This is a genomic window from Porifericola rhodea (assembly GCF_030506305.1).
In the GTDB taxonomy this organism is placed as follows: domain Bacteria; phylum Bacteroidota; class Bacteroidia; order Cytophagales; family Cyclobacteriaceae; genus Catalinimonas; species Catalinimonas rhodea.
The window spans coordinates 480,512-503,879 of record NZ_CP119421.1; the positions used below are offsets into that span (position 1 = coordinate 480,512).

Here is a 23,368-nt window from a genome sequence, read left to right on the forward strand (position 1 = left end):
TTTGAGCTTTTCAAAAAAGTGGGGATGATATCTTTCTCAGCTCCTTTTCCTTCAAGAACTTTAACGACAAAGAAAGTTCAACGGCTCCCTGGCCATCTATTCCTGCTTTTGCGGGCACTGTGTTAACATCATAACTAAAAGCAGCATTGAAACGTCGGTTTGAAGCTCCCACCAAAAGCACCAATGCATCAGTAGAACGGTACCAGCTTCCGGCAAAGAAGTTTAGCTTAGTCAGGCTAGGGTTGTTTGTAACCTTTACTTCTTTCTCATAATTAAGCAAAGTACCCAGTGTAAACTGGTAAAGCTCGTTTTGTGTCATTACAATAAAGTCGGGAGCCAGGCTTACTCTTTGGTTTAGCTGAATCTGGGAGCCACCATGTAACTTATACAGAAGAGGAAGGCTATAGCTATCGTTCTGCAAAAAGCTTTGTTGAGGAGAGTTTAGGTTTGAGGTAGCAAAGCCCAGAAAGAAACGTGGCCCCTGATCATTTTTCAGCTGGTTGTTAGCCGGATTATAAGACCAGATTAAGCCGGCATTAAAACGTACAAAACTGTTTCTACCTTCTAACACATCAGTGGGCTGCCTTCCGGGGTCAAAGCCATAATAGGTTACTTGAGAAGGCCAGTTTAGGGTTCCAAAATCTATACTGGTAAGCATATATTCTCCCTGAAGGCCAAAAGTTAAAGATTGTACCCCGAAGCGGTCAAAAAGAATACTATAAGCTCCGGAAATATTTAGCCCATTCGTCTTAATCTCACCAGCCTCACCAGCCATATCGTTGATAGCTCCTACAGAAAGCCCGCCTACATGTCGTGGTTCCTGTGCTTTATCATACAGAGGCATCGTAAAGGAGAAGTAGCCTGTCTTATAAGCCAGCAACCCTACCGATTGCACTCTGTAGTTGAGGTGTAAAGCATAATCTGACTGTGTGCCGGCAAAAGCAGGATTTACCAATAAAGGTATGGTTTGGTACTGGGAGAAGCGTACTTCCTGCGCCTGTACATTAATCTCGCAAAAGAGCGTGCAGAGGCTTAAGGTAGCCATCCATCTTATTGATGATATGTAGGAAAGCTTCAACCTCATAATTAACGAAACAGGGTCAGAGTGCCTTTTTGGGTAAGAGGCTCATTATTACTAAATTTCCCACTCAGGTAGTAGGTATATACACCAAACTGTGCGGGCTGATTGGTCTCTTGGTTAATACCGTTCCAGCCACTATCCAGTGCCTCGCTCAGCGAGTAGGTTTCATATATCAATTTTCCCCAGCGGTTGTAAATCCTAAATACAAAATCGTCAGGCTCCAGGTTTACTGCGAAAATAGAAAGTGTACGATCATCTTCCAATGGAGAGTTCGGCGCAAAAGCATTAGGCACTAACACCTGTCCACGCTCTGAGAATGCAGAACTAAGGCCTAGAGAGAAAAGCTGCAAGGTACTGCTTTCCTGGGCTACTAACCGCCCATTTCCAAAAGTACCGTTGATTTCCGCATTGCCCAGGCTGATATATGTATCCGATAAGCTGTTCGCAGCAGCTACTACCAGGCCGGTAAATGAGCTAAAGTCAGGCTCTTCTCCTATGCTTATGCTGGGTGTGGCACCTTCATAAGTACCGGACAGAGGCGTGAGCATCCAATATCTGGCAGAAGAAACAGCCTCCAGCCCACTAAGCGCTTCAGGTGCAGGATGCGGCTCCTGCAATTGTACGCCCAGTACCGGATTAGTACCTGTTACTTCCAGCAAACTAAAAGGAAGGTACTGCCCATTTGCCCCTAAAGGAAATAGTTTGTCACCCGTTCCCTGATTAATCACCATTCCTTCTATGTAAGAAGAATCACTGCCACCATTAATTTGAATGTCTGCATTAAAAATAAGCCTTGTACTTTCTGAGTTTTTCAAGATTCCACTTTCCAGACTTAAAATAGAAGAGATAGCCAGGTCTGACTGCAATATTTTGTCGCCCCTACCGCTTAGTGCTAAATGATAAATACTTTGGTTGTAATGATGAATATCCTGAGAGGTGCTATGGGCAAAGTTTATAGTACCCATTTCTTCATTATACGTTCCTGCATGAGTCCAGTCTCCTCTGGCATATATCGTACCCCTATTAGTTGTAGTTCCCTGGCTCTCAAAAGCACCATTTACGGTAAGTACGCTTTGCTCTCCTAAGTAGATTTGCTGACCATCGCTAACATATAAGCTCTGTGCCTTAAGCGACTGGCCTAAGGTGACACACCATAGCGTAAAAAATACACAGCACATTCTCATAGTCAGATCTGATCAAATAAAGTCGCTCTGCGCAATACATACACGAATAGTACAATTTTTACTTTAAAAACCATTATTACTGTTCGGTATAGGAATACGAATGTATTTTACTAAAAATGTGTGGAAAATTACACCTCAACTAGTAACAAATATTAGCATAAGGGCAAAAACCACATTTTTTCTGGTCGGTAGTTTGATCAAAAGGAACATCTTTATTGAATATTTCTTGCAGCAAACCTTTAAGTCCTTCCAGAAAGTCATCCCGATAATTTGCAAAATTATTTACTTCATGCTTATCAATTTTGAGGTGAGGGTCAAAGTCCTGGCTAAAAAGTTCGCTGGCATTAATGAGCCCGGGTACAATTTGTTTGTCTGTGGCATTATGATTTTCGTCGTAAAGCCAGGCATAAAACAGAGCTTGCATAGCCGCTTTATTACGCGAGGTATGCTCTCTATCAAAGAGAGATGGAATATCTGCTATGCTACGCTCATCCCGCCCGGTTTTGTAGTCCAGTACCCTTACTACTCCTTCTTTATGGTCTACCCGGTCAATAATTCCTTTAAGAGGCACACATACATGCTCGCCATTAACATCAAACTCCTGGCTGGCATAATACCCCTCTTTACCTCTTACCTCCAGACTTATAATTTCAAAAGGCGCATAACGACTATCCAGGTCAAGAATCTGCTTTGCCATCTTCCTTACTATTTCGCGAGCTATGATATTTCTTCCTTCAAAAGTAAAGCCTTCCTTATTTTCCTGCTTGTAGTGTTCTTCAAACCCCTTAAGTATAGCAGTATCCAGCATTCTGGACTTTAGTTGCAAGCAGTCTTCAGCCTCTACCCTATTGCTGCCTTTATGCTCCACAAAATTTTTGTAGAGAACTTCCATTGTTTTGTGCAGAATGTTACCAAAGACTTTAGCATCCAGCTCTTCTTCTACCTCATCAGCTTCGTGTAGCCTGGCTACATACTGATAGTAAAATTTAAGGCGGCAGTCCAGATAGGAATTAAGTGCAGAGGGCGTTAACATGCCAGCAGACATACCAGACTGATTGTTTTTTTGGTAACGTGAAAGCGACTTCCATACCTCTTCTGTCTTTTGTATACTGATGGACTGTATGGCTGTTGGGGCAAGCTGCATGCTTAAAAAATCACGCTGGATAGTATAATCGCCCAGAGCGTCTGGAAAATGTAGGGTGCCATCCTTAGCCAATGCCGACTCATAATATATCTGATACAGAAACCGGCTCATCTCTCCTTTTAGCCTGGATGTATCTTCTGTATTGTAAAAGAGATGAACATTTTTGGCATGGTGTAGCAGGCGGAAAAACGCATGAGCATAGAAGGCATCCTGCTGGTCCTGCCCAAACAACCCAAAGCCTTTTTTAAGGTTTGAGGGAATAAAGGAGTTCTGGCTATCCGGTGCGGGCATAATGCCTTCATTCATAGATAGAATAAAAACATGTTCAAAATCCAGATTTCTGGTTTCTAGCATACCCATAATTTGCAAGCCACGAAGAGGCTCTCCGGTAAAGGGGACCCTAAGCGACTGAAAAATCTGGCGTAACAATTTGATAAAGGCAGGCAGTTCAAAGTCAAATTGCCTCTCCTGAGTCAGCGATTTGATTCTGTTGAGGTGTATGTAAAAATGGTAAAGCAGTTCCTGCTCCAGCATAGGCACATCTACTGTAGCTGCCTCTTCCTGCTCGCTATTAGGCTCAGCCACTTCTACCTGACCTGCCTCTGACTCTACCGTATTAGTAAGTTCTGCTTCATCATTGAGTAGTAACTGATGAATTAAAGTACTCCAAAGCTGTAAGTAGTTAAAAAGATCAGGCACATCTTTTACGGGCGCCAGCAGTTTTTTAAAGAAATCATCTTCTCCTATGAGTTCGCTACTACTTACATAGACTGCATTGCTTTTTTTGATTTGCAGTATGTTCTGCTCTGCCTTTGCTGCACCATGGTGCTTGATATAGGGATGGCGAAGCAGTGCCAGGAGACTTTCAAAATGATAGAGGTAACTTTCTCCTTCTTTCTTTTTCTCCAGTTGGAGACTCAGGAGGTGCTCCACAAAACTGTATAGTGAGGTGTTCCTTAAAGGGTAGCCCATAGTCACATTCACCTTGCTAAGGGACTGCGGTAGCGCATGTAACACAGGAAATAATAAATGTTCATCGGCAAGAACTACTACGCAACGCTCAGGGTCAAACCCCTTGGTTTGACTCAATTCCTGCAAATATTCCCCTACCTTTTTGGCTTGCCCTACCTCAAGTGGCACACCATGTATTTGAATACGTCGCTTAGTTCCTGTATGAAAATGATCTGGTACTTTTTCACTGAAGGTATCTTTTAGAGTAGCTAAACGCTGATATTTTCTCAAGAACATACCCGCTTCCTGTACCTCATTGTGCAAATAGTATTGATCTGTATCCCAATAAGCAATGGCTTCTCCCCGCTTTACAAGCTGGCTCACAATACTTAGTTCAGCGTTTTTAAGAGCGTTCAGGCCTACAAAAACATACTTTTTGCTACCTGTCTCAGATGTTGATTGCCTGAGATCTTCAGCAATTTTTCTATAAAGCAGTCCATCGTACGCCAGGTTTTGACCGAGTAGTTCTGTTCTAAAATCGTGATATACCGGCAATAATTTGTTCCAGAACCTCAAAAACTCTTCCTGTGAGCCACTTACCGAGTCATTTTCTGTATCGTAAGTAAAACTTTCCCAGAACCTGGAGATTATTTCTTTCTGCTCATCTGACAGATAATCGTACCCCGCTTCTATAGATTTCAAGTCTTTAAGGTTAGAGAAGAGGTCGGCAGCATTTACCATCGCCATATCTAGTTCGCTAAAGTCCGCAAGTAGGATTTCCCCCCAGAAATAAAAGCGGTCAAAGCTTTCAATGTGCGGATCGTAACGACGAAATACTTCATATAGCTGATATACCAGGCTGAGCCTATCGGCCAACACCAGACTTGTCATTCGCGAAGCAAAATCTTCCAGTGTTGTTACCTGAGGCAGTAGTTTTGGCTTTTTGATAGACTTAGCTAATCGCTCTTTAAAGAATAAGCCCGCTCTTCGGTTCGGAAATATAATACTCACATGATGGAGGTCTCCAGAAAACTCTTTTACCACTTTATCCACCACTGACTGAAGGAAATTACTCATAATTTCTTTTTCAAAGTATGCTTATCTATTGCTTATCAATACGCACAAGCTGTAGCTTAATTGTATAGCAACAAATGTACATGCTAGTAAGGGGCAGGCAAAATGCACAAGCTTAAGAAGTGTAAATATATTTACCAGCTTATAGCAAACTATACCACAAAAAAATATTATCCCCTTACCATAAAAAAGCCTGCTCTGATGCGAAATCAAAACAGGCTAAGGGGCTGTAGATGTATAATACTTTAGAAAGCTCTGTTATGCTTGAAGATTACATAACCATTCATCTCTTTGATAGCGGTATAATTAGAGTAATCTGCATTAAGAAAGTCTTCGTTAATAGCTGCTTTGCCATCAATATCCATCACATTATTCTCTTTTATGCTGGCAATGATATATTTAACTCCTCCATCCTGCAAACCCTCAAAGTAGGTTTCATAGTTGTATACCCCTTCAGGGTTTCGGTACACGATCTCTTTCTGCGGAAAAATAGTATTCTTATACAAAAACTTGTTCAAATAGTCGTGTACGTGGGTGGTAATAAACACCTTGTCTTCTGGCATTAACTTTTCTGTATTATATAAGTAGTCTGCTATTTCTTTGTTTTTCTGATAGCCTTCTTCACCTAACACAAACTGTTGTGCCTTTATAACTTTAGTATCTATTTTTCCGACAAACCTGGGTAATAATGTCATCACAACCAGTACAAAATAAAAAAGGATCTTAAAATTAAACGGTGGTGCATGGTAAAGCGCGTTTTTGTTAGCTATCAGGCGATCGTATTTTTGCACAAAAACCAGCGTAGCTACCACAGTAAGCGCAATAAACTCTGTAAAATAATTTGGTGCCGCTCCAATTTTAAACCCGGTGATAATTCCAAATAAAAAAGCTCCTAACATAGCAAGCCCCAAAAACCTGAGGGTATGCTCTTTACCTTTGACTAACCAATAAACTCCGAGAGAAAAGCCAATAATATTAATGAAGCGCTCTTTCTGAAAATGCTCTATCAATATCCTTTCAATAAACCACCTCACACTGGTGCCGTTGTTTACCCCTTGTACCACATTCTCATAAAAAGCAGCTAGGTTATTTCCTGCAAAAAGGAAGAGCAAAGCCATAAACGAAACTCCCATGGTAATAAGAGAAAGTAAAGTCCAGCGAACATTCTGGCAGTAAAATAACAAAAAGAACACTATGAGCACCGGCATAAATATACCTGACTGCTTTACATATATAGTTAGCACCGATAGTAGTGATGCACCAATAAGATATCTCTCTTTAATGCTTACATTTTCTTCTTTGGCTAAGAATTTCAAGGTCAAATACACAGTAGCCATCAGCATTAGGTTATAGAGACTATCGGGCCGTGAGTAGCTCTCTTCATCCAGAAAGACAAAGGCAAAAACAAATACCAGCACTCCCATCCACCTGTTTCCTTTGAAAATGTTTACAGTGATAAGTGCCGAAAAATAGGCAAAACCCAGGTTACATAAGAGTGAAAATGAACGGCTCAATATATATACTCCTTCTACTTGATCAGCATCCAGCTGAACAAGCTTCGCTAACCCCAGCATAATGTAATAGTAGATTGGTGTATACTGGGTTATAGAATATGGAGCTACTGAAGGATCAACATATAAAGGGTAGCCTGCTATTAACCTTTGAATACTGTAAATAACATTACTTTCCACGCCACCCATATCTGCTATATAAGTAAAAACCAAAGACAAACGCAGCAGAAAGGTAGATACAAACACCAGTAGGGCAAAACCTATAATGAGCTTAAAACCGTTTTTGGCAGCATAGTCATAGACGAGGTCAAAAACAGAGTTAAATGATAATTTACTCTCTTTGTTAATCATATATTTCAACCTTTGAAAAAACACATATTCTTACCAAGTGGAGCAGGTTGTTTTGTTAATTGAGCTTATTTGTAATGATGCTCAAAACGATGTGCTAGCTTATCGTATAAAGGTTCGCGCAAAGTTGTATTTCGGTAATGCGAAATATTCAGCAGAATAATACCAATCACGTAAAAGCCGATAGAGATTAGTGCCGTATTAAACAAGCCAACTGACATGGTACTTGCCCAGCCAAGGATAGCATTATCTGTAAACAATTTTTGGTAAAAGATATAGCCTATCAACCCTACAAACGCAGTAGTTAGCACAATAAATAGCTTAAGAAACAACATAAGCAGGTCTTCCGCATATTCTGTAAGTGATTTAAAAGCATGGTAGACCAAGCCGGTAGTCTTCATTTTAGATTGCCCTCCAAGTCTTTTGAGGCGGTCAAATGTGATATAGTCATGACTACCTCGTACTTTGGAGAGGAAAGCAGCAAAATGAATAAATGAAGAGTGAGTAGCTGCCTCCAGTACCCTACGGTTGATCATGCAGAAGTTGCCAAAATTCATGTCCCGATGGGTTATGGCTTTAAAGATGGCTTTATAAAAAAAGTAGGCTACTTTAAAAAATAAACCTTCATTACGCTTTCCTCTTACTACATGTACAACATCAGCCTCACGATGTACTAATAAGCTTAGTATAGCATGCGGATCATCTTCACCATCTGAGTCCATTACTATAAACTTTTCTACATCCAGACTTTTAGCGTAAAGCAAGCCCTGATAAATGGCTCCCTGATGGCCTAAATTCACTCTTAACGATATAGGGTCAAGATTCATGTTTTTGGCTCCAAAACTAAATTTAGCCAGCAAATCTGCTGTATTATCAGTAGAGCAGTCATTAACCACTACCACAGTAAAGTGGTAAGGAAGATTCTGTAGCGTATCTTCCAATGAGTGCAAAAACTGAATGATTATCTCATTTTCGTTAAAGCAAGGGGCAATAATAGCGTAGTGGTTATCCATAACATGAAATTAAAAAGTATTTTTTACTATTAAAATAATTAATGTAATTTTTTTAATTAAACACATTAATTATATCATAAAAAAGCTACATATACTGCTTATATAAAATCACACCCTATGTCTATAGAGTTTAGTTACATAATTTAAAAATAATTTATATCCGAGGTATTGACCTGATCATATATTTTTCACGGTTTGCATAGGAAATCTTACTCTGTAACTTATGGTAAGTACCTAAAAAAAAGCTACTCTGGTTAGAACCAAAGTAGCTTTACACTTGTGCTATTGTACTTTTACTTCTGTGTTATTTCATGGAAATTGTAGCTCAGCTTGTTGGTATACCTGATTCTCTTTACCTCTAATGCTGGCCGTCACTTGTAAGTTAGGTTCCCATTTAATTTTAAGCACGCCAAAATTAAGTGTAGCCACCAACTCTCCTTCACGATGACGGTTTTCTTCATCGGCTGCCTCATAGGCATGAGTTAATCCACTGGAAGTTATATCGTATACTGGATAGGGAACACCTGCAATATTGATTTTGGAGATTTCTCCTATATGCCTATCTCCACTGAGAAAAATTACCCCTTCAGCCTGTGTACTGGTTATCAGTTGGAACAAGCGTTCACGAGAGCTGGAAAAGTTAGCCCATTTTTCAAAGCCATGGTCTTCAGCAATTACCTGAATACTACTAGCAATAATATGAAGTTGAGCAGTACTCTCGCTTAGCTCATTTTCCAGCCATTGCCACTGTGCTTCGCCCAGCATGTCTCCCTCAGGATCTACCTCATATCTTTTTCCTGGCACACTACTATCTGTTAGAGTATCGCGAAAATAGCGAGTATCCAGTAATATAAATTTAACCTGCTTTCCTTCAGGACCAATCGTATAGGATTGGTAAGTACCCTCTGTTTTTCTTTCAGGTAAATCTTGAGGCGCATCCAGAAAATCAAACATCAAATCCTGACTTTCTCTTTTCTTGCTAAAATTTTTACCTCCATCGTTAATGCCATAGTCGTGGTCATCCCAAATACCCAAAACTGGTATACTTTTATACAGTTTTTGGTAATCTGTCTGGTACTTTTGCTGTAGATACATGGCTTTCATCTCCTGCATGTCATGGGTATCGCCATAAATATTATCCCCCAGCCATAGCCATAAGTCTGGTTTGTTAGCTAGTATAGGCTCCCACAAAGGTTGAGGAGCATCCTGCTTGTTGCACGAACCAAATGCAATAGTGGTAAGCACCTGATCTTGTTTGATTTCTGCAGCCTCCTCACTGGTTAAGCTTTTTTTAAGTAGCTCATCCATATTTTCTTTATTGCCAGAGTTACAACTCAGGATAAAGCTCAGGCATACGCATGCAGCAGCTATGGTTCTAATAGTTTTTGTCATTATTATTCTTCTGATTCTTCGAGCCCTTCAGGCTTAGCTATTTTATAAGTGTGCGTTTGAGTAAATTTTCTTCCAAACATATCGGTAGCTTCTACTTCTATGGTATGCTCACCTTCTGCAAGGTCTGTAGGTATGCGGGCCCTCCACAAATGTCTGGATTCTACCGCATTGGAAGGCCTACGGCCTGGCAACAAGTTTTCTGTATAGTCCCACTCATGCAGTAGGCCTAAAAAAGAGGGATCCACATCTATCGTATAATACATATCCTGCCACTCACCATTGTCTACCTTATAGCGTAACTCCGCATTTTCGCTCCCCTGAAAAAAGTTAGCATAAATACCAGCCGATGTACGCTTATTCTGCGCCAGCACTTTAGGAGCGAATATACGCATTCTGTAGTCTTTATCTTCTCCTACCACTTTGTAGTCCAGTTCATACTGATTCCCCTTAAAAGTTATAAAGGCATAACCTTTGGGTGTACCGTCTCTCATAGTAGACAGCGGAATACCATTTTCATCCAGCGTGCCAGAATACCAGTCGCCAGAAGTAGTACCTACATTATAATGGTGGTGAGGCTTATCTCTTTTCCAGCCATCTTCTTTAGTAAAAAAATCATGCCTTTGCAGGTGGGTATGGGCTGAAAGAGATAAAGTGTTAGGGTAATCTGCCAAAAGCTCAAACAGTCTCTCTCTATCTTCGTCTTTAAAGGTATCGCCACCTTCAGGGTCAAACAAAGGAATATGTACAGAAAGTACAATCAGATGATCTTTAGGAACTTGCTTTAGGTCATTTTCCAGAAAGGTAAACATATCTTCACGAAAGCCACCCCAATACCCTTTACCATCGCGAGGGTCTGGATACATGACATCATCCAGCACTACAAAGTGTACTTTGCCATAGTTAAATGCGTAGTTAGCAGGTCCGTAAGTTGCCTCAAAGGTCTCATCTGCCAGGGTATCAGCTTCCACATCAAAGTTCATATCGTGGTTACCATATACGTTCCACCAGGGAATACCCACACGGCTGATTGCCTTATTATAGGGTTTGAACAGATCCAGGTTGTCTCCTACCAAATCTCCCAGGCTTAGCCCAAAAGGTATTCCTTCTATGCCAGCTACTTCTTCTACTACTGCTCTGTCAAAAAAGTCAACTTCCTGCTCCGTATAAGGCTGTGGATCTCCAAAAAAAAGTGCAGTAAAATTGTCTTCTACCTGGGAAGGTAGCAATGCAAAATCTACTGATTTAGGCAGTTTGCCAGTTGGCGCTACACCTTCAAACTTTAGCTTTGGAGAACCTTCCGGTTTATGAATATAGTAATATTGAGGCAAATTGAGCTCATTTACCGGAAGCTCATACTTACTGGGCTTAATTACAAAGATGATATCGTCGTTATCTACCGGAATAGTGTAGGCACCTTTTTCATTGGTAAGAACTACATCTCTACCGTTTGATACTGATACACCGGCAATGCCCTTTTCTTTTCTGTCTTTTTTACCATTTTCGTTCTGGTCCAGGTAGACGACACCATTCGCTTGCTGCTGCGCCTGAGCAAACGAAAAACAGCAAAGAATGCTGAGGGATAGAAATAAAGATTTCATGATGTGTTAGCTTAAGGTTAGGTCTGATTAAGTAGGCGCAAAATAAAAAAAGAGACCCAGCTTGGGTCTCTTTCTTATATGAAGTTTATGTTAAAGCCTTGCGGCCCATGTTCAAATACTAGAACCTAACTTTAAGACCTGCATTCCAGGTTCTACCAAATCCGTAGTATACTCTGTTAAAAATACTTCCGTTGTCTCCCACTTGCATATCTCCTTCTCTGGCAGGGTCGTAAAGAACGTTAGATTCAGACTCAGCCATATACTCTTCGTCCAGAATATTGTTAACATTTAAGTTTACGGTAAGATCCAGTCCGCTTACATTAAACTGGTACGACAAACCACCATCCAGCAGGCTATATGAAGGTAGCTGCCACGCCTGATTGCCTTCTTCTGCGAACGAATCGTCTGTTGCTATGTCAAAGTCAGCATAAATACGATCTGCATAGTAGTAAGAAGCATAAACGCGGAAGCCTTCAAAAGCTTCGTAATTGGCACCCAGATTTAAGGTAGTCTGAGCAGCATCAGGAATTTTAACATCTTCCATAAACAATGTCTCCGTTCCCAAAGGCTGACGGTCGTTATCAAATATTTCAGCATTAAAGTTATCAGTATATCTCCAGTTACCTAAAGATGCCATGGCAGTAATGTTCAAACGCTCAACAGGTGATGCAGTAAGGTCTAACTCTATACCCTGGTGAAGCTGGCTGATGTTGCTAAAATTAGCGGTACCATCTGCGCCGTCAACCGATACGCCACGGCTAATCTGACGATTAGACCATTGAGTACTGTACGCGTTTAAGTTAGCACTAAGGTATGCGCTTCTAAAACCATAACCTACCTCAATAGCATATACGTCCTGGTTTTCCACATCTTCGTCTACCTCATTAGAGTAGTTGATGAACACATTGTCAAAGATGGGTTGCTGAGAGAAGTAACCACCATTTACAAATACATTGTGCTGATCGTTGATATTGTAGTTAGCACCTGCTTTAACAGTACCTCCCAGGAAGTTCTCCCAATCAGACTCTTGTGCAGGATCGCTATCTTCATACAGGAAGTAGTCAATTCTTTTATATCCCTGGTTAGAAAATGAACCAGAACCAAAGACGGTAAGGTCACCTACGCTATACTCTAACTGAGCAAATGCACCCAGCCAGTTTACCAAACCATCGTTGTAGTAATCTATTTCGTTACCATCAGCTCTGCCTTCGTCAGTTACATAATGCTCAGGATTGTTGATGTTATCATCATCATAATAAGCATCAAGTCCCAGTAGGTCTTCTAACCTACGGTAGTGCAGTCCTTTGTAGTAACGAGCATCAATACCAGCTACCAAAGTAAGGCTTTCGTTTATTTCGTGAGTCAGGTTAGAAAGTATACCGTACCAGTTGTGCTCGTTCATAGAAGCTCTTCTGATAAAACCATTTCTGTAAGACTCCGCTACATTCTGACCTGCAAACGGACCGCTGTAGTTAGCATCAAATGTTTCTACACCAGGACCAGACCAAGGCAGACGGTCATCACCAAAATCGGCAACTGAACCACCCTGATTCCAGCTTCTGATATCTTCCCAGCGAACAATACCCTGATCATTTCTGAACCTGCTAGATGTTCTGTAGCTTCCATTAATTTGTCCGAGGTCGCCTGTTCCACCACCTCTACCCAAAGAAACGTAAGCAGAAGTTGCCAATTCAGTTTTGTCAGAGATTGTCCAGTAGTGGTTTAGAAAAGCTTTAGGCTTGTGGTAGAAGTTTTTTCTCCAAGAGAACTCTTCCCCATCAAGATTACCCCACTGTGGATTGTACTTGATACCTCTTTCTTCAATGGTTTGTATGGTTACACCATCGTAGCTTCCGTATTCTCTCTGATGGTGCCACTGAGGGGCGCCCAGCACTGTAAAGTTAAGCGCATGCTGACTGTTGAACTGCTTGGCCAGCGATGCGAAGTATGACCATCCGTTAAACTGTGTACCATCAGCATATCCGTCTCCCTGGGTATGTGTACCTTGTAAAGTAAATGCCCAACCGTTATCACCTAATCCGGTAGACAGTACAAGACCGTACTTCTGGTAGCCATCGTTACCAACACCTACAGATACAGCACCACCTTTTTTCATTTCAGCAGCATTAGTAATGATGTTGATTGTACCTCCAACTGAAGAAACAGCTAATTTAGAAGCACTTAAACCACGTTGTACCTGTATACTGCTAGTTACATCAGACAAGCCAGCCCAGTTTGACCAGTATACCCAGCCATTTTCCATATCGTTTACCGGAATACCATTGATCATCACAGCGACATTACGCTGGTCAAATCCGCGAACGTTGATTCTGGCATCACCAAAACCACCACCCTGCTTGGTTACATAAACAGAAGGAGTAGAACGTAGGATTTCAGGAAACTCCTGGTTACCAATTTTTTGCTCTATTTCTCTTCCTTTGATTGTAGAAACAGCTACTGGAGTTTTTCTGTCTATGGCTACAGAAGCGATTACCTCAATCTCTTCCAGGCCTACTGCGCCTTCGCCTAAAGTTACAGAACCAACATTAGTCGTCTGATTTGCCTTAATATTAACTGGCAGGCTAATTGTCTCGTAGCCTAAATAAGTAATTGTAAGCGTTTGTGCTCCACTAGGAATGCCAGAAAGCATAAAATTACCTTCAATGTCAGATACCGTACCGGTAGTAGTACCTTCTAACATTACATTGGCGCCTATCAGCACTTCTTGAGTATTCTCATCAAGGATAACTCCTTTGACGGCACCCGTTTGAGCTGCTGCCTGGAAGGACACAAATAGTAGCCCACAAATGATGTGTAAAATTCTTCTCATAACTTAAGGGTATGTTTTTAAGATATATTCGCAAAGTTCAACATCAATCCCTTAAGGTAAAGCCTTTTACTTTTTATCGAAATATTAAGTTAAGATTTACTTCTTAATATTAACTTAACATTACACTTCTCTTACACATCATTTTGCTCAGGCATACCTTCGTAATTTGGTATGATCACTTCATTTTTTTGGCTTAAATCCATAATCTCGCGCAAGAAGGCATCAGTCTCCCGCAAGACACCTTTCCAGTCATTAGAACGAATATATGAGCTGATTACATGGTTGCCAGCTTCGGGAAATGCAACTTTTCTTTTTTGTTCGTTTGGGGTTCCCAGTTCTTCAAACATACGCAACATAGCTTCTACTGAAACTACCTTATCCTGTTCTTCTTCATTTTTGTAGTAATAGCCTAAAAAAACCGGGCACTTAACTTTACTAAAGGTTTCTTCAGTCATGGTGTTTTCTACTAATCCTGCCAGGGCTATATAACCTTCTATATAGTATAGCCTTGACCAGTACTGCTTTGTTAAGCCGCTTCGTTCTTCTACGATGTACTCCCCCCCTACTACCTGTTCCATCATTTGCCTGCCCCAGGGGCGGTTAAGCAAAAACAAATTTTCGTCTTGGGGTGCGATAATAGGAGAGTACAATACCAAAGCTGCCAGATCTGGATTTTCAGAGGCGATATACAGGCCCAGCGCTCCTCCGGTTGAGGTGCCCATAACAATCACTTTCTCACCTATGGCTTTACCTACCGCTACAGCCTGCTTAGCTGAGGCCAGTAAACTTTCTGTAGTTAGACTTTTAAAAGCTGAATCCGATTCTATACCATGTTCTTTTAAGCGAGACAAATACAGATTGCAGCCATATTTTTCTGCTATCAATCTATGTACCGGCTCACCCTCGCCCTGGCTGGCACCAAAGCCATGGAGGTACACTATACTATAAGAAGTCTTTTGCTTACTACTATCAGCCCAGATAATTCGAGCTTCATTATCAGGTTTTACAAAAGGATTGTCTTTCTCCTGCTGAATAATTTCTTCTTCCAATCTACTGAGTTCAGTAGTGACAGCCGGTAGTCGGCCGCTCAATGATCCATGATTCGGTTTTGGCCCCATACTATATACTCCTGCTGTTAATGCTACAATTATTCCCAGACCATATAAAGCTTTTTTCATTTGGCATTCATATTAATGGTTGTGAAGTGCATGAAGGTAGTTAATTACAACTACAGGCTAAGACTATGATACTAATTATTATAAGCTTCTAAAAAGAATAATTAATGTCTAGCTAGAAGTAGAGCTTAAATAAAGCCTGTTAGTTTGTTAAAACTAAAGCCTTAGCTGAATGATAAAATTGATTTTTAAGAATTTTAAGGCTCCACGCTGCTATTTTTTTAAAATCCTACAAAGCTAACAAAAAAGGCCATTTCCTGTAAAAAAAGCCACCTTTGAGTATTCATGCGTACGGTTACGAGAAAAATTGAAGGTTTTCAGGTATATATTTTTATATAAATATTTATATTTATTCATAAAATGTTTATATTTGTATTAGATAATACATCAGACAGATCAAACATAAGAATTGAACTTATAAGACATGAAAAATTTAATCTCACTACTCGTCTTAGTTTTAATCGCTCAGTCAACTCTTGCTCAAAATACATCTCGTAACAATTATAAAGGTCTCTGGAATACCAACAGCACTTGGTTAGATAACTCTGCCCCTACTACTAACGGTAGTTATAATCCCCCAATCACTATTCAGGGCTACATCACCCGTGCAGGTAACCTCACCATTTCTAACGGAACTACCTTAACAGTTAATGATACACTTTGGGTAGAAGGAGACCTTACTTTGTCTGGTGGAGGAACGCTAAGAATTGGCAACGAAGGCCTATTGATAGTTGACGGGAATACCAATGCTAATAATGGGGCTAACATTGATGTTGATGGAATTGTAGTTGTATTAGGTAATGTAAATATGGCTAATGGAGTAAATGTGGATCCTAATGGTGGTGAACCCTATGTCTTCGGGCAAACCAGATATGGAGGAGCTAACTACTCGGCAGCGGTTCCTGGAGAATCTAACCTGGCAAACGACTATCCAGAGCTCTACCAACAAATCATGAATCGAACGTTACCTGTAGAATTAGTATCGTTTACCGCCAAAGCAAATTCAAGTACTGTACTTTTGGAGTGGTCCACGGCCATGGAAAAAAACTTTGACTACTTTACAGTAGAGCGTGCTAATGCTGACCTTAACTTTCAATCTATTGGAGAAGTGCGTGGTCAGGGAAATAAGAACACAGAAACTTTTTACAGTTTTGAGGATCGCCACCCTCGCAAAGGACAGGCCTACTACCGACTGAAAGCTACAGATTTTGATGGCTCTGTAGAGTATCATAAAGTAACTGCTGTGTATTTTGAAGGCCTTGCTTCTTTTAATACCAAAGTATACCCCAACCCGGTTAACTCAAACCAAATGACTATTGAAAGTACCAATAGTCTTACGCAAAATATTAAACTGCTGGACCTGAGTGGAAAAGCAGTATACACCCAAAGTATTCAAATGGGTAAAAACGAAATTAATCTGCCTGCCTCAGTAAAGCCTGGTGCTTACCTCCTGCTTATGGAGAACGAACAAGGCCTGCAAAGCCAGGAAAGAATTATGATCTTATAAGTTTGGTTTAAAAATAGGTTATAGCAGAAGGTGGGCATTGCCTGCCTTTTGCTTTTTTGTATCTACTTACTTCTCCTGTTCATCTAGCTGCCCCCCCTCCTATAAGATAGCTTAAACCTATCTTCCAGTAAAGCTGACCTTTAGTATATACCTCACCATTGAGTGCTCCACTTTCTGTAATTTTGTAAGCAGATTGCCAATAGTTTAAGCCGGTTTGTACCCCAAAGCTTGAGTACAGCCAGTATTTAAGGCTTAGCTGCGAACGCCATGCGCCCGAAGCAGCCAGGGCTGTGTTAAATTTTACAGGTTTGGCTTCTGCGCCTCTCGTACTCATATCGCCAGGGCCACTGGCAAACAAGCCTCTTTGAACTTCGCCCCAGCTCAACCCAGCGACATCAATAGCAAAGCTCACATCAAGACGCGGACCTATCTGGTAATTAAGAAGCAGAAACAGATTAGCAGCAGTTAGTTTCGCGTTTTCTACCTGAAAAGTATCCAGTCCCAGGCTATTTTCAGTTTTTGCATAATCTGTGGTATAAGCCAGATCATTAAAAGCTCTGAAACGGACCAGTGATACACCATACCCTATACGAAAGCGATTTACAGCATTGAGCTGATGAGTATGCTGATAGTCCATTTGCAGTACTACACTCTGGCTTTTTATGGCTGTTTCTAACTTTATGATTTTGTCAAAATTGACAGCATTGGTATCCTGGCTGTAGGCATCAAATAGGGTAAAAATCAGAAAAATAAGGGTAAAAAAACATTTGCGATACATAAGCTATTCTTTACTTTGATAAGTCTTTTTCCATCAGGGATGTTTGCCTATGAGAAATTTGAGTATCATTATCCCTACGCTGAATGAGGAAGATTATCTGGAAGAAACACTGAAAAGGGTATTCCAACTTAAACCTCCAGCCTATGAAGTAATTGTAGTAGACGGTGGCAGCAATGACCTGACTATGCTTGTAGCTTCGCGTTTCTTAGTGAGGACGATAAGTATCAGCCAGAACAACCGCTCCGTTCAAATGAATGTAGGAGCCTCCGTAGCACAGGGGGAACTTTTGTGTTTTCTCCATGCCGATACTCTGGTACCTTATAATCTGACTTCGCTTATTGAACAAAGTATGCAGCAGCCAAATCTGGTATTAGGTGGCTTTGTTTCCCTTATGCGAGGTCCTAAAAAAGTACGATATTTTACCAGCTCTCTTAACTACCTGAAAACACATCTTTGCCCTTTGATATATCGCCCTTATGCGTATTTTTTTAAAGGACTCAGGCTTATCTTCGGCGATCAGGTTATGTTTTGCAGAAAAGAGGATTTCCGTAAAATTAGTGGCTTTGATAAAAATGTTCCTATCATGGAAGAGGCTGATTTCTGTCTGCGCATTAATATGCTGGGTAAAATCAGACAGTTTCCTCAAAAGGTCTATACCTCTGACAGAAGAGTCAGCGGTTTAGGTTTTTGGAAAGCACATTTTATCTATTTTTCAATACTTATACTATGGGCATTCGGAGCTTCACCCCACTGGCTCAGGCAGTTTTATAAAGATATCAGATAGTAGCCTAGCTAAAAAACCATAGCCTGATAGCAATCAATACCACTATCACGAGTAAAAAGATTTTTACCCAGCGATCTCCCTTTTCTACTGACCAGCGAGAAGCTATCCAGGCACCCAAAGAGTTACCTATAGCGAGCACCAAGCCGTATGCCCAATTAATCTTTCCTTCCCAGATAAATACTACCAGTGCAGCTATAGTATAAAACAGAATTACAAATACTTTGACACTGTTGCTTTTTACTAAAGAAAAACGGTTGACAGTACTAAGCACCGCAATAATAAGAAAGCCCACACCTGCCTGTATAAACCCACCCCATATACCTATCAGAAAGAAAAACCCTATGCTAATTGCTTTATGTTTAGTATCTAACCTTTCTATAGCCTCTGTATTCTTTTTATTAGGGTTAAAAATAATCAAGGCAACTACAATAAGCATAATTACTGCCAGCAACTTATTGAACAGGTCACCGCTTATATCTACGGCAATTTTAGCTCCTATTATTGCGCCCAGTAATGCAGAAATACCAAGCCACAGGCCAAAGCGAAAAGATGAAATACCTTTGCTCCTGAACCCCAGTACACCGAACACATTCTGAGAAAAAACGGCAACCCTATTGGTAGCGTTAGCTACAGCCGGAGGCAGACCCATAAATATGAGCACTGATAAAGCGATTAACGAGCCTCCTCCAGCAAGCGTATTAATAAAGCCAGCAGCAAATCCGGCACCTACTACGATAATAATATCTAACCAATCCATTAGCGAGCAAGATAGCTGGCCTACTGCAGCTCTTTTAACTTTTTGAAACGTACATTAGCCAGAAATTTATACATTTTCAGCCTGATCTCTTGAGCAGTCTTGGTGTTTATACGGTCAAAGGCATATCCGTCGGGTATATCTTCGTCATTAGTATTGATATAAATCAGTAAAAGAGTTTTCAGCATATGGGCTTGCCAGGCCAGGCCGTCAATCGTTTTGGATGAAGCATTGAAATTATACCTGAAGTTGCTAGCCTCCTCCTTTAGCACCCCAACTTGCTCTATGAGTTCTTCATGTGATTGCGCCACTACTCCTGATACGGCTGGCAGTAGCAGCAAACAAAAAAGGTAAAGGTCTTTCATCAGGAAGGTGTAAGCAGAACAAAAAAAGGCTGCGAGCAGCCTAACAGAAGATCAATATGTTAAAAAATTTCAGCTTGTAAAAGCCAGGGTGGGAATTCTGTCTACTCTCTGCTTGTTAGCCTATCGTTTGTAATAATACAGCTATTTGCAGCATGTAGGTATAACAAACTCCCTGCTTTAGCGTAGTATTGTAAATTGTTTTACCAAACATAGACTACACTTTGAATCCCAAAGTAAAAAAAACTTTAAGTAAACTAGTTCAGAAGCTGCTCAGAGCGATACAACATAGTTTTAAAGCTCTTTATCGTACCGTCCGCCATTTTGGCTGGAAGCAGTGGCTACGCCTGGGTGTGTTTACTTTTTTTGGCTTGTTACTCTCAGGGCTTCTTTTTGCCTTTATCGTACATATGGGCTTCTTCGGGAGGCTCCCTAATGAGCAGGAGCTGCGCAATATAAAAAACTTCAACTCTTCAGAAGTTTACACCTATGATCGTAAACTGCTAGGCAGGTACTATATAGAAAATCGTACTAATGCCCGCTACGAAAATATAGCACCCTCAATTATACAGGCTTTGGTTTCTACCGAAGACTCTCGCTTTTACCAGCATCAGGGAATAGACTACAGGAGTATGGCCAGAGTTTTCGTCAAAAGTATATTACTGGGTAATGAAAGTTCTGGTGGGGGGAGTACCATTAGCCAGCAGCTGGCGAAGAACCTTTTTCCGAGGCAGGATTTCTGGATTTTAAGCATGCCAGTAAACAAGCTAAAAGAAATATTTATTGCTACCCGGCTGGAAGAAATTTATAGTAAAGAAGAGATACTCACGCTTTACCTTAATACTGTTCCTTTTGGGGGCAATGTGTTTGGTATTGAAGCTGCTACTAAACGTTTTTTTAATAAATCAGCCAAAGAAATACAGCCCGAGGAGGCCGCAGTACTGGTAGGTATGCTCAAAGCTACCACCTATTACAGCCCCCGCTTACACCCCGAAAGAGCCAAAGGCCGACGTAATGTGGTGCTTAACCTCATGGCCAGAGCTGGCCACATCACTCCTTTTGAGGCAGACTCTTTGAAGTCTATCCCCATGGAACTGGATTACACTTATGTCTCGCATAACGAAGGGCCTGCCCCCTATTTTAGAGAAAAATTAAGGCATGAGGTACAGGCATGGCTCAAAGAGCATCCTAAAGAGGACGGCAGCTACTACAATCTGTATACCGATGGCCTTAAAATCTATACGACTATAGACTCACGCATGCAGGCGTATGCAGAAAAAGCAGTAGAAGAGCACATGAAGGAGTTGCAGTCTACCTTTTTTAAACATTGGCAAGGCCGTAAACCCTGGGATAAGCAGAACAACTACCTCAAAAGGCTCATGCAGCGCTCCGCTCGTTATAAGCAACTTATTGCTAGCGGAAAAACGCCGGAAGAAGCAGAGGCCCTGTTTAAAGAAGCAATACCTATGACAGTATTTACCTGGGAGGGCGAGAAAGAAAAAACTATGAGCCCGCTGGACTCTATCGCCTATTATCAGATGTTTCTTAATGCTGGCTTTATGGCTATGCGACCGGAAAATGGTCATGTAAAAGCCTGGGTTGGAGGTATCAATCATGAATATTTCAAATACGATCACGTTAGCTCTCGTCGGCAGGTAGGCTCTACATTTAAACCTATTGTATATGCAGCCGCTATTGAAGATGGGCGCGATCCCTGCGACTTTATCAGTAATGAGCTTCGTACATACGAAGAATACGATGACTGGACACCACGTAACTCGGATAATAAGTACGAAGGCTACTACTCTATGCCTGGTGCACTAGCACACTCTGTCAATACGGTAACTGTAGACCTGATGATGGAGACCGGGGTGAGAAAGGTATCTGCCCTCGCACATGACATGGGAATAGAAAATGAGCTTCCCGTACAGCCTTCTATAGCCTTGGGCACAGCTGACCTTACGCTCTCTGAGATGCTTACCGTGTATGGCACATTTGTTAACCGTGGGTACAAAGTAAAACCAGTATATCTTTTAGGTATAGAAGATCAGTATGGTAATGTGGTTGCAGACTTTACCAAAGAGAAAGCAGATGTCAAAAGAGTACTCCGAGAGGAGACTGCGGATATGATGATACATATGCTGAAAAACGTAATTGACAGCGGTACGGCGCGGCGCTTACGCTATCGTTATGGATTAAGAAACGAAATAGCAGGAAAGACTGGAACCACACAATCTCAGGCTGATGGATGGTTTATTGGTGCTACGCCCAAGCTGGTTGCTGGCTCCTGGGTGGGTGGGCCCAGCAGGCTTATCCGCTTTAGAAATCTTACTTTGGGTCAGGGAGCTAACACTGCGCTGCCTATCTGGGCTAAATTTATGCAACAGGTAAACCGCGAACCTGAATTTAGAATGGTCAGCAATGGACACTTTGCCCAACCTAAGCGCCGTACTATGGATAAGCTGGATTGCGAATTCTATAAAGATGAGCTAGATGAAGATAAGGGATTCTTTTGGAGACTTTTTGCTGGCGACAAGGATCGCCGAGAACGCGAAGATAGAAGTGCAGAAAGAGTTCAGCGGGTACCACAACAAAGTAAAGAAAAGCAGAGAGAACGCACCAAGTTCGGGGATATTATCCGAGGCATTTTTGGAGGAAGGAAGGATTAAAGCCCTTCCTTTTTTATTATCATGAAAACAATAGCTTTCCTTAATATTTGCTATTGATCAAGTTGACTTTTTTAGAATAACTCCTTAGTTCCAACTCAAAGCATTTTTTCCTTAAACTCACTTTTACTAACTTTATTTAAGTGCTTTCTTATAACTTCTTGTTGACAATTACCTTTTTACTAATTCCGAATTTTAGATAACTAATTGTAAAGGAAACCCTATATTTAAAAAGTTCTTTGATTACATTTCGGAAAGTTTTTTAAGTCAGAATTATATAAATAGGGCCCTACGCCTATTTTTTGTTTATAGTTTTTTAATTACTAACCCTAACCTTAACTTTATACAGATCAATGTCCAAATCGAGCACCTCTGCCATACTAAATAGTAGAAAAAACGACCTATTGCAAAACTGGATAGACAATCAGGTTGAAGACCCCAGCCTTCGTGAAGATTTAATGACTAATGATGAAATGCGCAGCCAGTCGGAGGAGCTGTTAGATGCATTTTTGGAGGGCATAAAGTCCGATAACTTTGAGGATATTTCTCGTCAGGAGTTTAATACCATAAACGATATTCTGAGTGGAATCTCTCTCTCAAGAGCGCATAGTGGTTTTACACCTCGCGAAACATCCATCTACGTACTTAGCCTGAAAAAAGCCATTATCCGCATACTACAAGAAGAGCTAAAAGATGCGCCAGACCAATTAGTAAACGAAATTATAAAAGTTACGACTCTGCTAGACAGTCTCAGTATTGTTACTTTTGAAACCTACATTAAAGGCAGAGAAGAAGTAATATTACGCCAAACCAGTGAGATCAACGAAATTTCTACACCAGTGATCCGTGTATGGGAGGGGGTGCTAGCTTTACCTATTATCGGAACACTGGACAGCGAACGTACCCAAATAGTAATGGAAAGCCTGCTGCAGGAGATTGTAGATACAGGAAGCACTATTGCTATTCTGGATATTTCCGGAGTACCTGCCGTAGATACGTTGGTAGCCCAGCACCTTATTAAAACCGTTAATGCTACCCGCCTCATGGGCGCTGAGTGTATCATTAGTGGAATCAAGCCTGAAATTGCACAAACTATTGTACACCTGGGGATCAACCTAGAAGGGGTACAAACTAAAGCGACTCTGGCTTCGGCACTTAAGCACGCCTTTACCAAACTGAATCTTGTAGTAGGAAAAAGAAAAAATTATTAGGCGAA

16 protein-coding genes are annotated in these 23,368 nt (G+C 41.0%); 4 read left to right on the top strand and 12 right to left on the bottom strand.

All coding sequences use genetic code 11. The features are described from left to right. Nucleotides 1-10 precede the first annotated feature (10 nt). The 9 genes from PZB74_RS02190 to PZB74_RS02230 all read right to left on the bottom strand — a co-directional run bounded on the left by PZB74_RS02190 (nt 11) and on the right by PZB74_RS02230 (nt 15,304). Nucleotides 11-1,045 (bottom strand): PorP/SprF family type IX secretion system membrane protein, encoded by a 1,035-nt coding sequence (locus PZB74_RS02190; protein ID WP_302240374.1) that lies wholly within the window; start codon nt 1,043-1,045, stop codon nt 11-13. A 41-nt stretch (nt 1,046-1,086) separates the two neighbouring features. After that, a complete protein-coding gene (locus tag PZB74_RS02195) occupies nt 1,087-2,265 on the bottom strand; it encodes a T9SS type B sorting domain-containing protein (protein ID WP_302240376.1) in 1,179 nt (392 codons plus the stop codon). A gap of 139 nt (nt 2,266-2,404) precedes the next feature. After that, entirely contained in the window at nt 2,405-5,437 is a 3,033-nt protein-coding gene (locus PZB74_RS02200; RefSeq protein WP_302240378.1) for a PD-(D/E)XK nuclease family protein, read from the bottom strand. Between the two features lie 242 nt (nt 5,438-5,679). After that, the gene (locus tag PZB74_RS02205; protein ID WP_302240379.1) at nt 5,680-7,296 is read right to left on the bottom strand and encodes a hypothetical protein; all 1,617 of its coding nucleotides are present in this window, start codon (nt 7,294-7,296) and stop codon (nt 5,680-5,682) included. Between the two features lie 65 nt (nt 7,297-7,361). After that, nucleotides 7,362-8,306: a glycosyltransferase gene (locus tag PZB74_RS02210; protein ID WP_302240380.1), complete on the bottom strand. Its 945-nt coding sequence runs from the start codon at nt 8,304-8,306 to the stop codon at nt 7,362-7,364. Nucleotides 8,307-8,615: 309 nt separating this feature from the next. After that, on the bottom strand, nt 8,616-9,698 hold the full coding sequence (locus tag PZB74_RS02215) for an alkaline phosphatase D family protein (protein ID WP_302240381.1): 1,083 nt from the start codon (nt 9,696-9,698) through the stop codon (nt 8,616-8,618). A gap of 2 nt (nt 9,699-9,700) precedes the next feature. After that, nucleotides 9,701-11,296 (bottom strand): calcineurin-like phosphoesterase C-terminal domain-containing protein, encoded by a 1,596-nt coding sequence (locus PZB74_RS02220; protein WP_302240383.1) that lies wholly within the window; start codon nt 11,294-11,296, stop codon nt 9,701-9,703. A gap of 118 nt (nt 11,297-11,414) precedes the next feature. Continuing rightward, a complete protein-coding gene (locus tag PZB74_RS02225; protein WP_302240384.1) occupies nt 11,415-14,126 on the bottom strand; it encodes a TonB-dependent receptor in 2,712 nt (903 codons plus the stop codon). A 131-nt stretch (nt 14,127-14,257) separates the two neighbouring features. Then, the gene (locus tag PZB74_RS02230; protein ID WP_302240385.1) at nt 14,258-15,304 is read right to left on the bottom strand and encodes an alpha/beta hydrolase; all 1,047 of its coding nucleotides are present in this window, start codon (nt 15,302-15,304) and stop codon (nt 14,258-14,260) included. Between the two features lie 421 nt (nt 15,305-15,725). Between PZB74_RS02230 and PZB74_RS02235 the strand changes: the two genes are divergently transcribed. Further along, on the top strand, nt 15,726-16,808 hold the full coding sequence (locus PZB74_RS02235) for a T9SS type A sorting domain-containing protein (RefSeq protein ID WP_302240387.1): 1,083 nt from the start codon (nt 15,726-15,728) through the stop codon (nt 16,806-16,808). Nucleotides 16,809-16,887: 79 nt separating this feature from the next. On the opposite strand, the gene PZB74_RS02240 is transcribed toward PZB74_RS02235, so the two are convergent. Then, a complete protein-coding gene (locus tag PZB74_RS02240) occupies nt 16,888-17,586 on the bottom strand; it encodes a hypothetical protein (RefSeq protein WP_302240390.1) in 699 nt (232 codons plus the stop codon). A 49-nt stretch (nt 17,587-17,635) separates the two neighbouring features. On the opposite strand from PZB74_RS02240, the gene PZB74_RS02245 reads away from it, so the two are divergent. Then, nucleotides 17,636-18,370 carry a TIGR04283 family arsenosugar biosynthesis glycosyltransferase gene (locus tag PZB74_RS02245; RefSeq protein WP_302240393.1) on the top strand — a complete coding sequence of 245 codons (735 nt, stop codon included), beginning with the start codon at nt 17,636-17,638 and terminating at the stop codon, nt 18,368-18,370. Between the two features lie 4 nt (nt 18,371-18,374). Here the strand turns inward: PZB74_RS02245 and PZB74_RS02250 are convergent, their stop codons facing one another. Then, entirely contained in the window at nt 18,375-19,127 is a 753-nt protein-coding gene (locus PZB74_RS02250) for a sulfite exporter TauE/SafE family protein (RefSeq protein WP_302240394.1), read from the bottom strand. 20 nt (nt 19,128-19,147) lie between these two features. Next, nucleotides 19,148-19,489, bottom strand: coding sequence for a hypothetical protein (locus PZB74_RS02255; protein ID WP_302240395.1), 342 nt, complete (start codon nt 19,487-19,489; stop codon nt 19,148-19,150). Between the two features lie 221 nt (nt 19,490-19,710). On the opposite strand from PZB74_RS02255, the gene PZB74_RS02260 reads away from it, so the two are divergent. Together PZB74_RS02260 and PZB74_RS02265 are read left to right on the top strand one after the other, a co-directional pair. After that, nucleotides 19,711-22,155, top strand: a complete 2,445-nt coding sequence (locus tag PZB74_RS02260) for a transglycosylase domain-containing protein (protein ID WP_302240396.1) — start codon at nt 19,711-19,713, stop codon at nt 22,153-22,155. Between the two features lie 350 nt (nt 22,156-22,505). Then, nucleotides 22,506-23,363: an STAS domain-containing protein gene (locus PZB74_RS02265; protein WP_302240398.1), complete on the top strand. Its 858-nt coding sequence runs from the start codon at nt 22,506-22,508 to the stop codon at nt 23,361-23,363. Nucleotides 23,364-23,368: the final 5 nt, after the last annotated feature.

Excerpts from the sequence above, each read along its gene's own strand:
- PZB74_RS02190 (WP_302240374.1), bottom strand. The coding sequence starts at position 1,045 with ATGGCTACCTTAAGCCTCTGCACGCTCTTTTGCGAGATTAATGTACAG.
- PZB74_RS02195 (WP_302240376.1), bottom strand. The coding sequence starts at position 2,265 with ATGAGAATGTGCTGTGTATTTTTTACGCTATGGTGTGTCACCTTAGGC.
- PZB74_RS02200 (WP_302240378.1), bottom strand. The coding sequence starts at position 5,437 with ATGAGTAATTTCCTTCAGTCAGTGGTGGATAAAGTGGTAAAAGAGTTT.
- PZB74_RS02205 (WP_302240379.1), bottom strand. The coding sequence starts at position 7,296 with ATGATTAACAAAGAGAGTAAATTATCATTTAACTCTGTTTTTGACCTC.
- PZB74_RS02210 (WP_302240380.1), bottom strand. The coding sequence starts at position 8,306 with ATGGATAACCACTACGCTATTATTGCCCCTTGCTTTAACGAAAATGAG.
- PZB74_RS02215 (WP_302240381.1), bottom strand. The coding sequence starts at position 9,698 with ATGACAAAAACTATTAGAACCATAGCTGCTGCATGCGTATGCCTGAGC.
- PZB74_RS02220 (WP_302240383.1), bottom strand. The coding sequence starts at position 11,296 with ATGAAATCTTTATTTCTATCCCTCAGCATTCTTTGCTGTTTTTCGTTT.
- PZB74_RS02225 (WP_302240384.1), bottom strand. The coding sequence starts at position 14,126 with ATGAGAAGAATTTTACACATCATTTGTGGGCTACTATTTGTGTCCTTC.
- PZB74_RS02230 (WP_302240385.1), bottom strand. The coding sequence starts at position 15,304 with ATGAAAAAAGCTTTATATGGTCTGGGAATAATTGTAGCATTAACAGCA.
- PZB74_RS02235 (WP_302240387.1), top strand. The coding sequence starts at position 15,726 with ATGAAAAATTTAATCTCACTACTCGTCTTAGTTTTAATCGCTCAGTCA.
- PZB74_RS02240 (WP_302240390.1), bottom strand. The coding sequence starts at position 17,586 with ATGTATCGCAAATGTTTTTTTACCCTTATTTTTCTGATTTTTACCCTA.
- PZB74_RS02245 (WP_302240393.1), top strand. The coding sequence starts at position 17,636 with ATGAGAAATTTGAGTATCATTATCCCTACGCTGAATGAGGAAGATTAT.
- PZB74_RS02250 (WP_302240394.1), bottom strand. The coding sequence starts at position 19,127 with ATGGATTGGTTAGATATTATTATCGTAGTAGGTGCCGGATTTGCTGCT.
- PZB74_RS02255 (WP_302240395.1), bottom strand. The coding sequence starts at position 19,489 with ATGAAAGACCTTTACCTTTTTTGTTTGCTGCTACTGCCAGCCGTATCA.
- PZB74_RS02265 (WP_302240398.1), top strand. The coding sequence starts at position 22,506 with ATGTCCAAATCGAGCACCTCTGCCATACTAAATAGTAGAAAAAACGAC.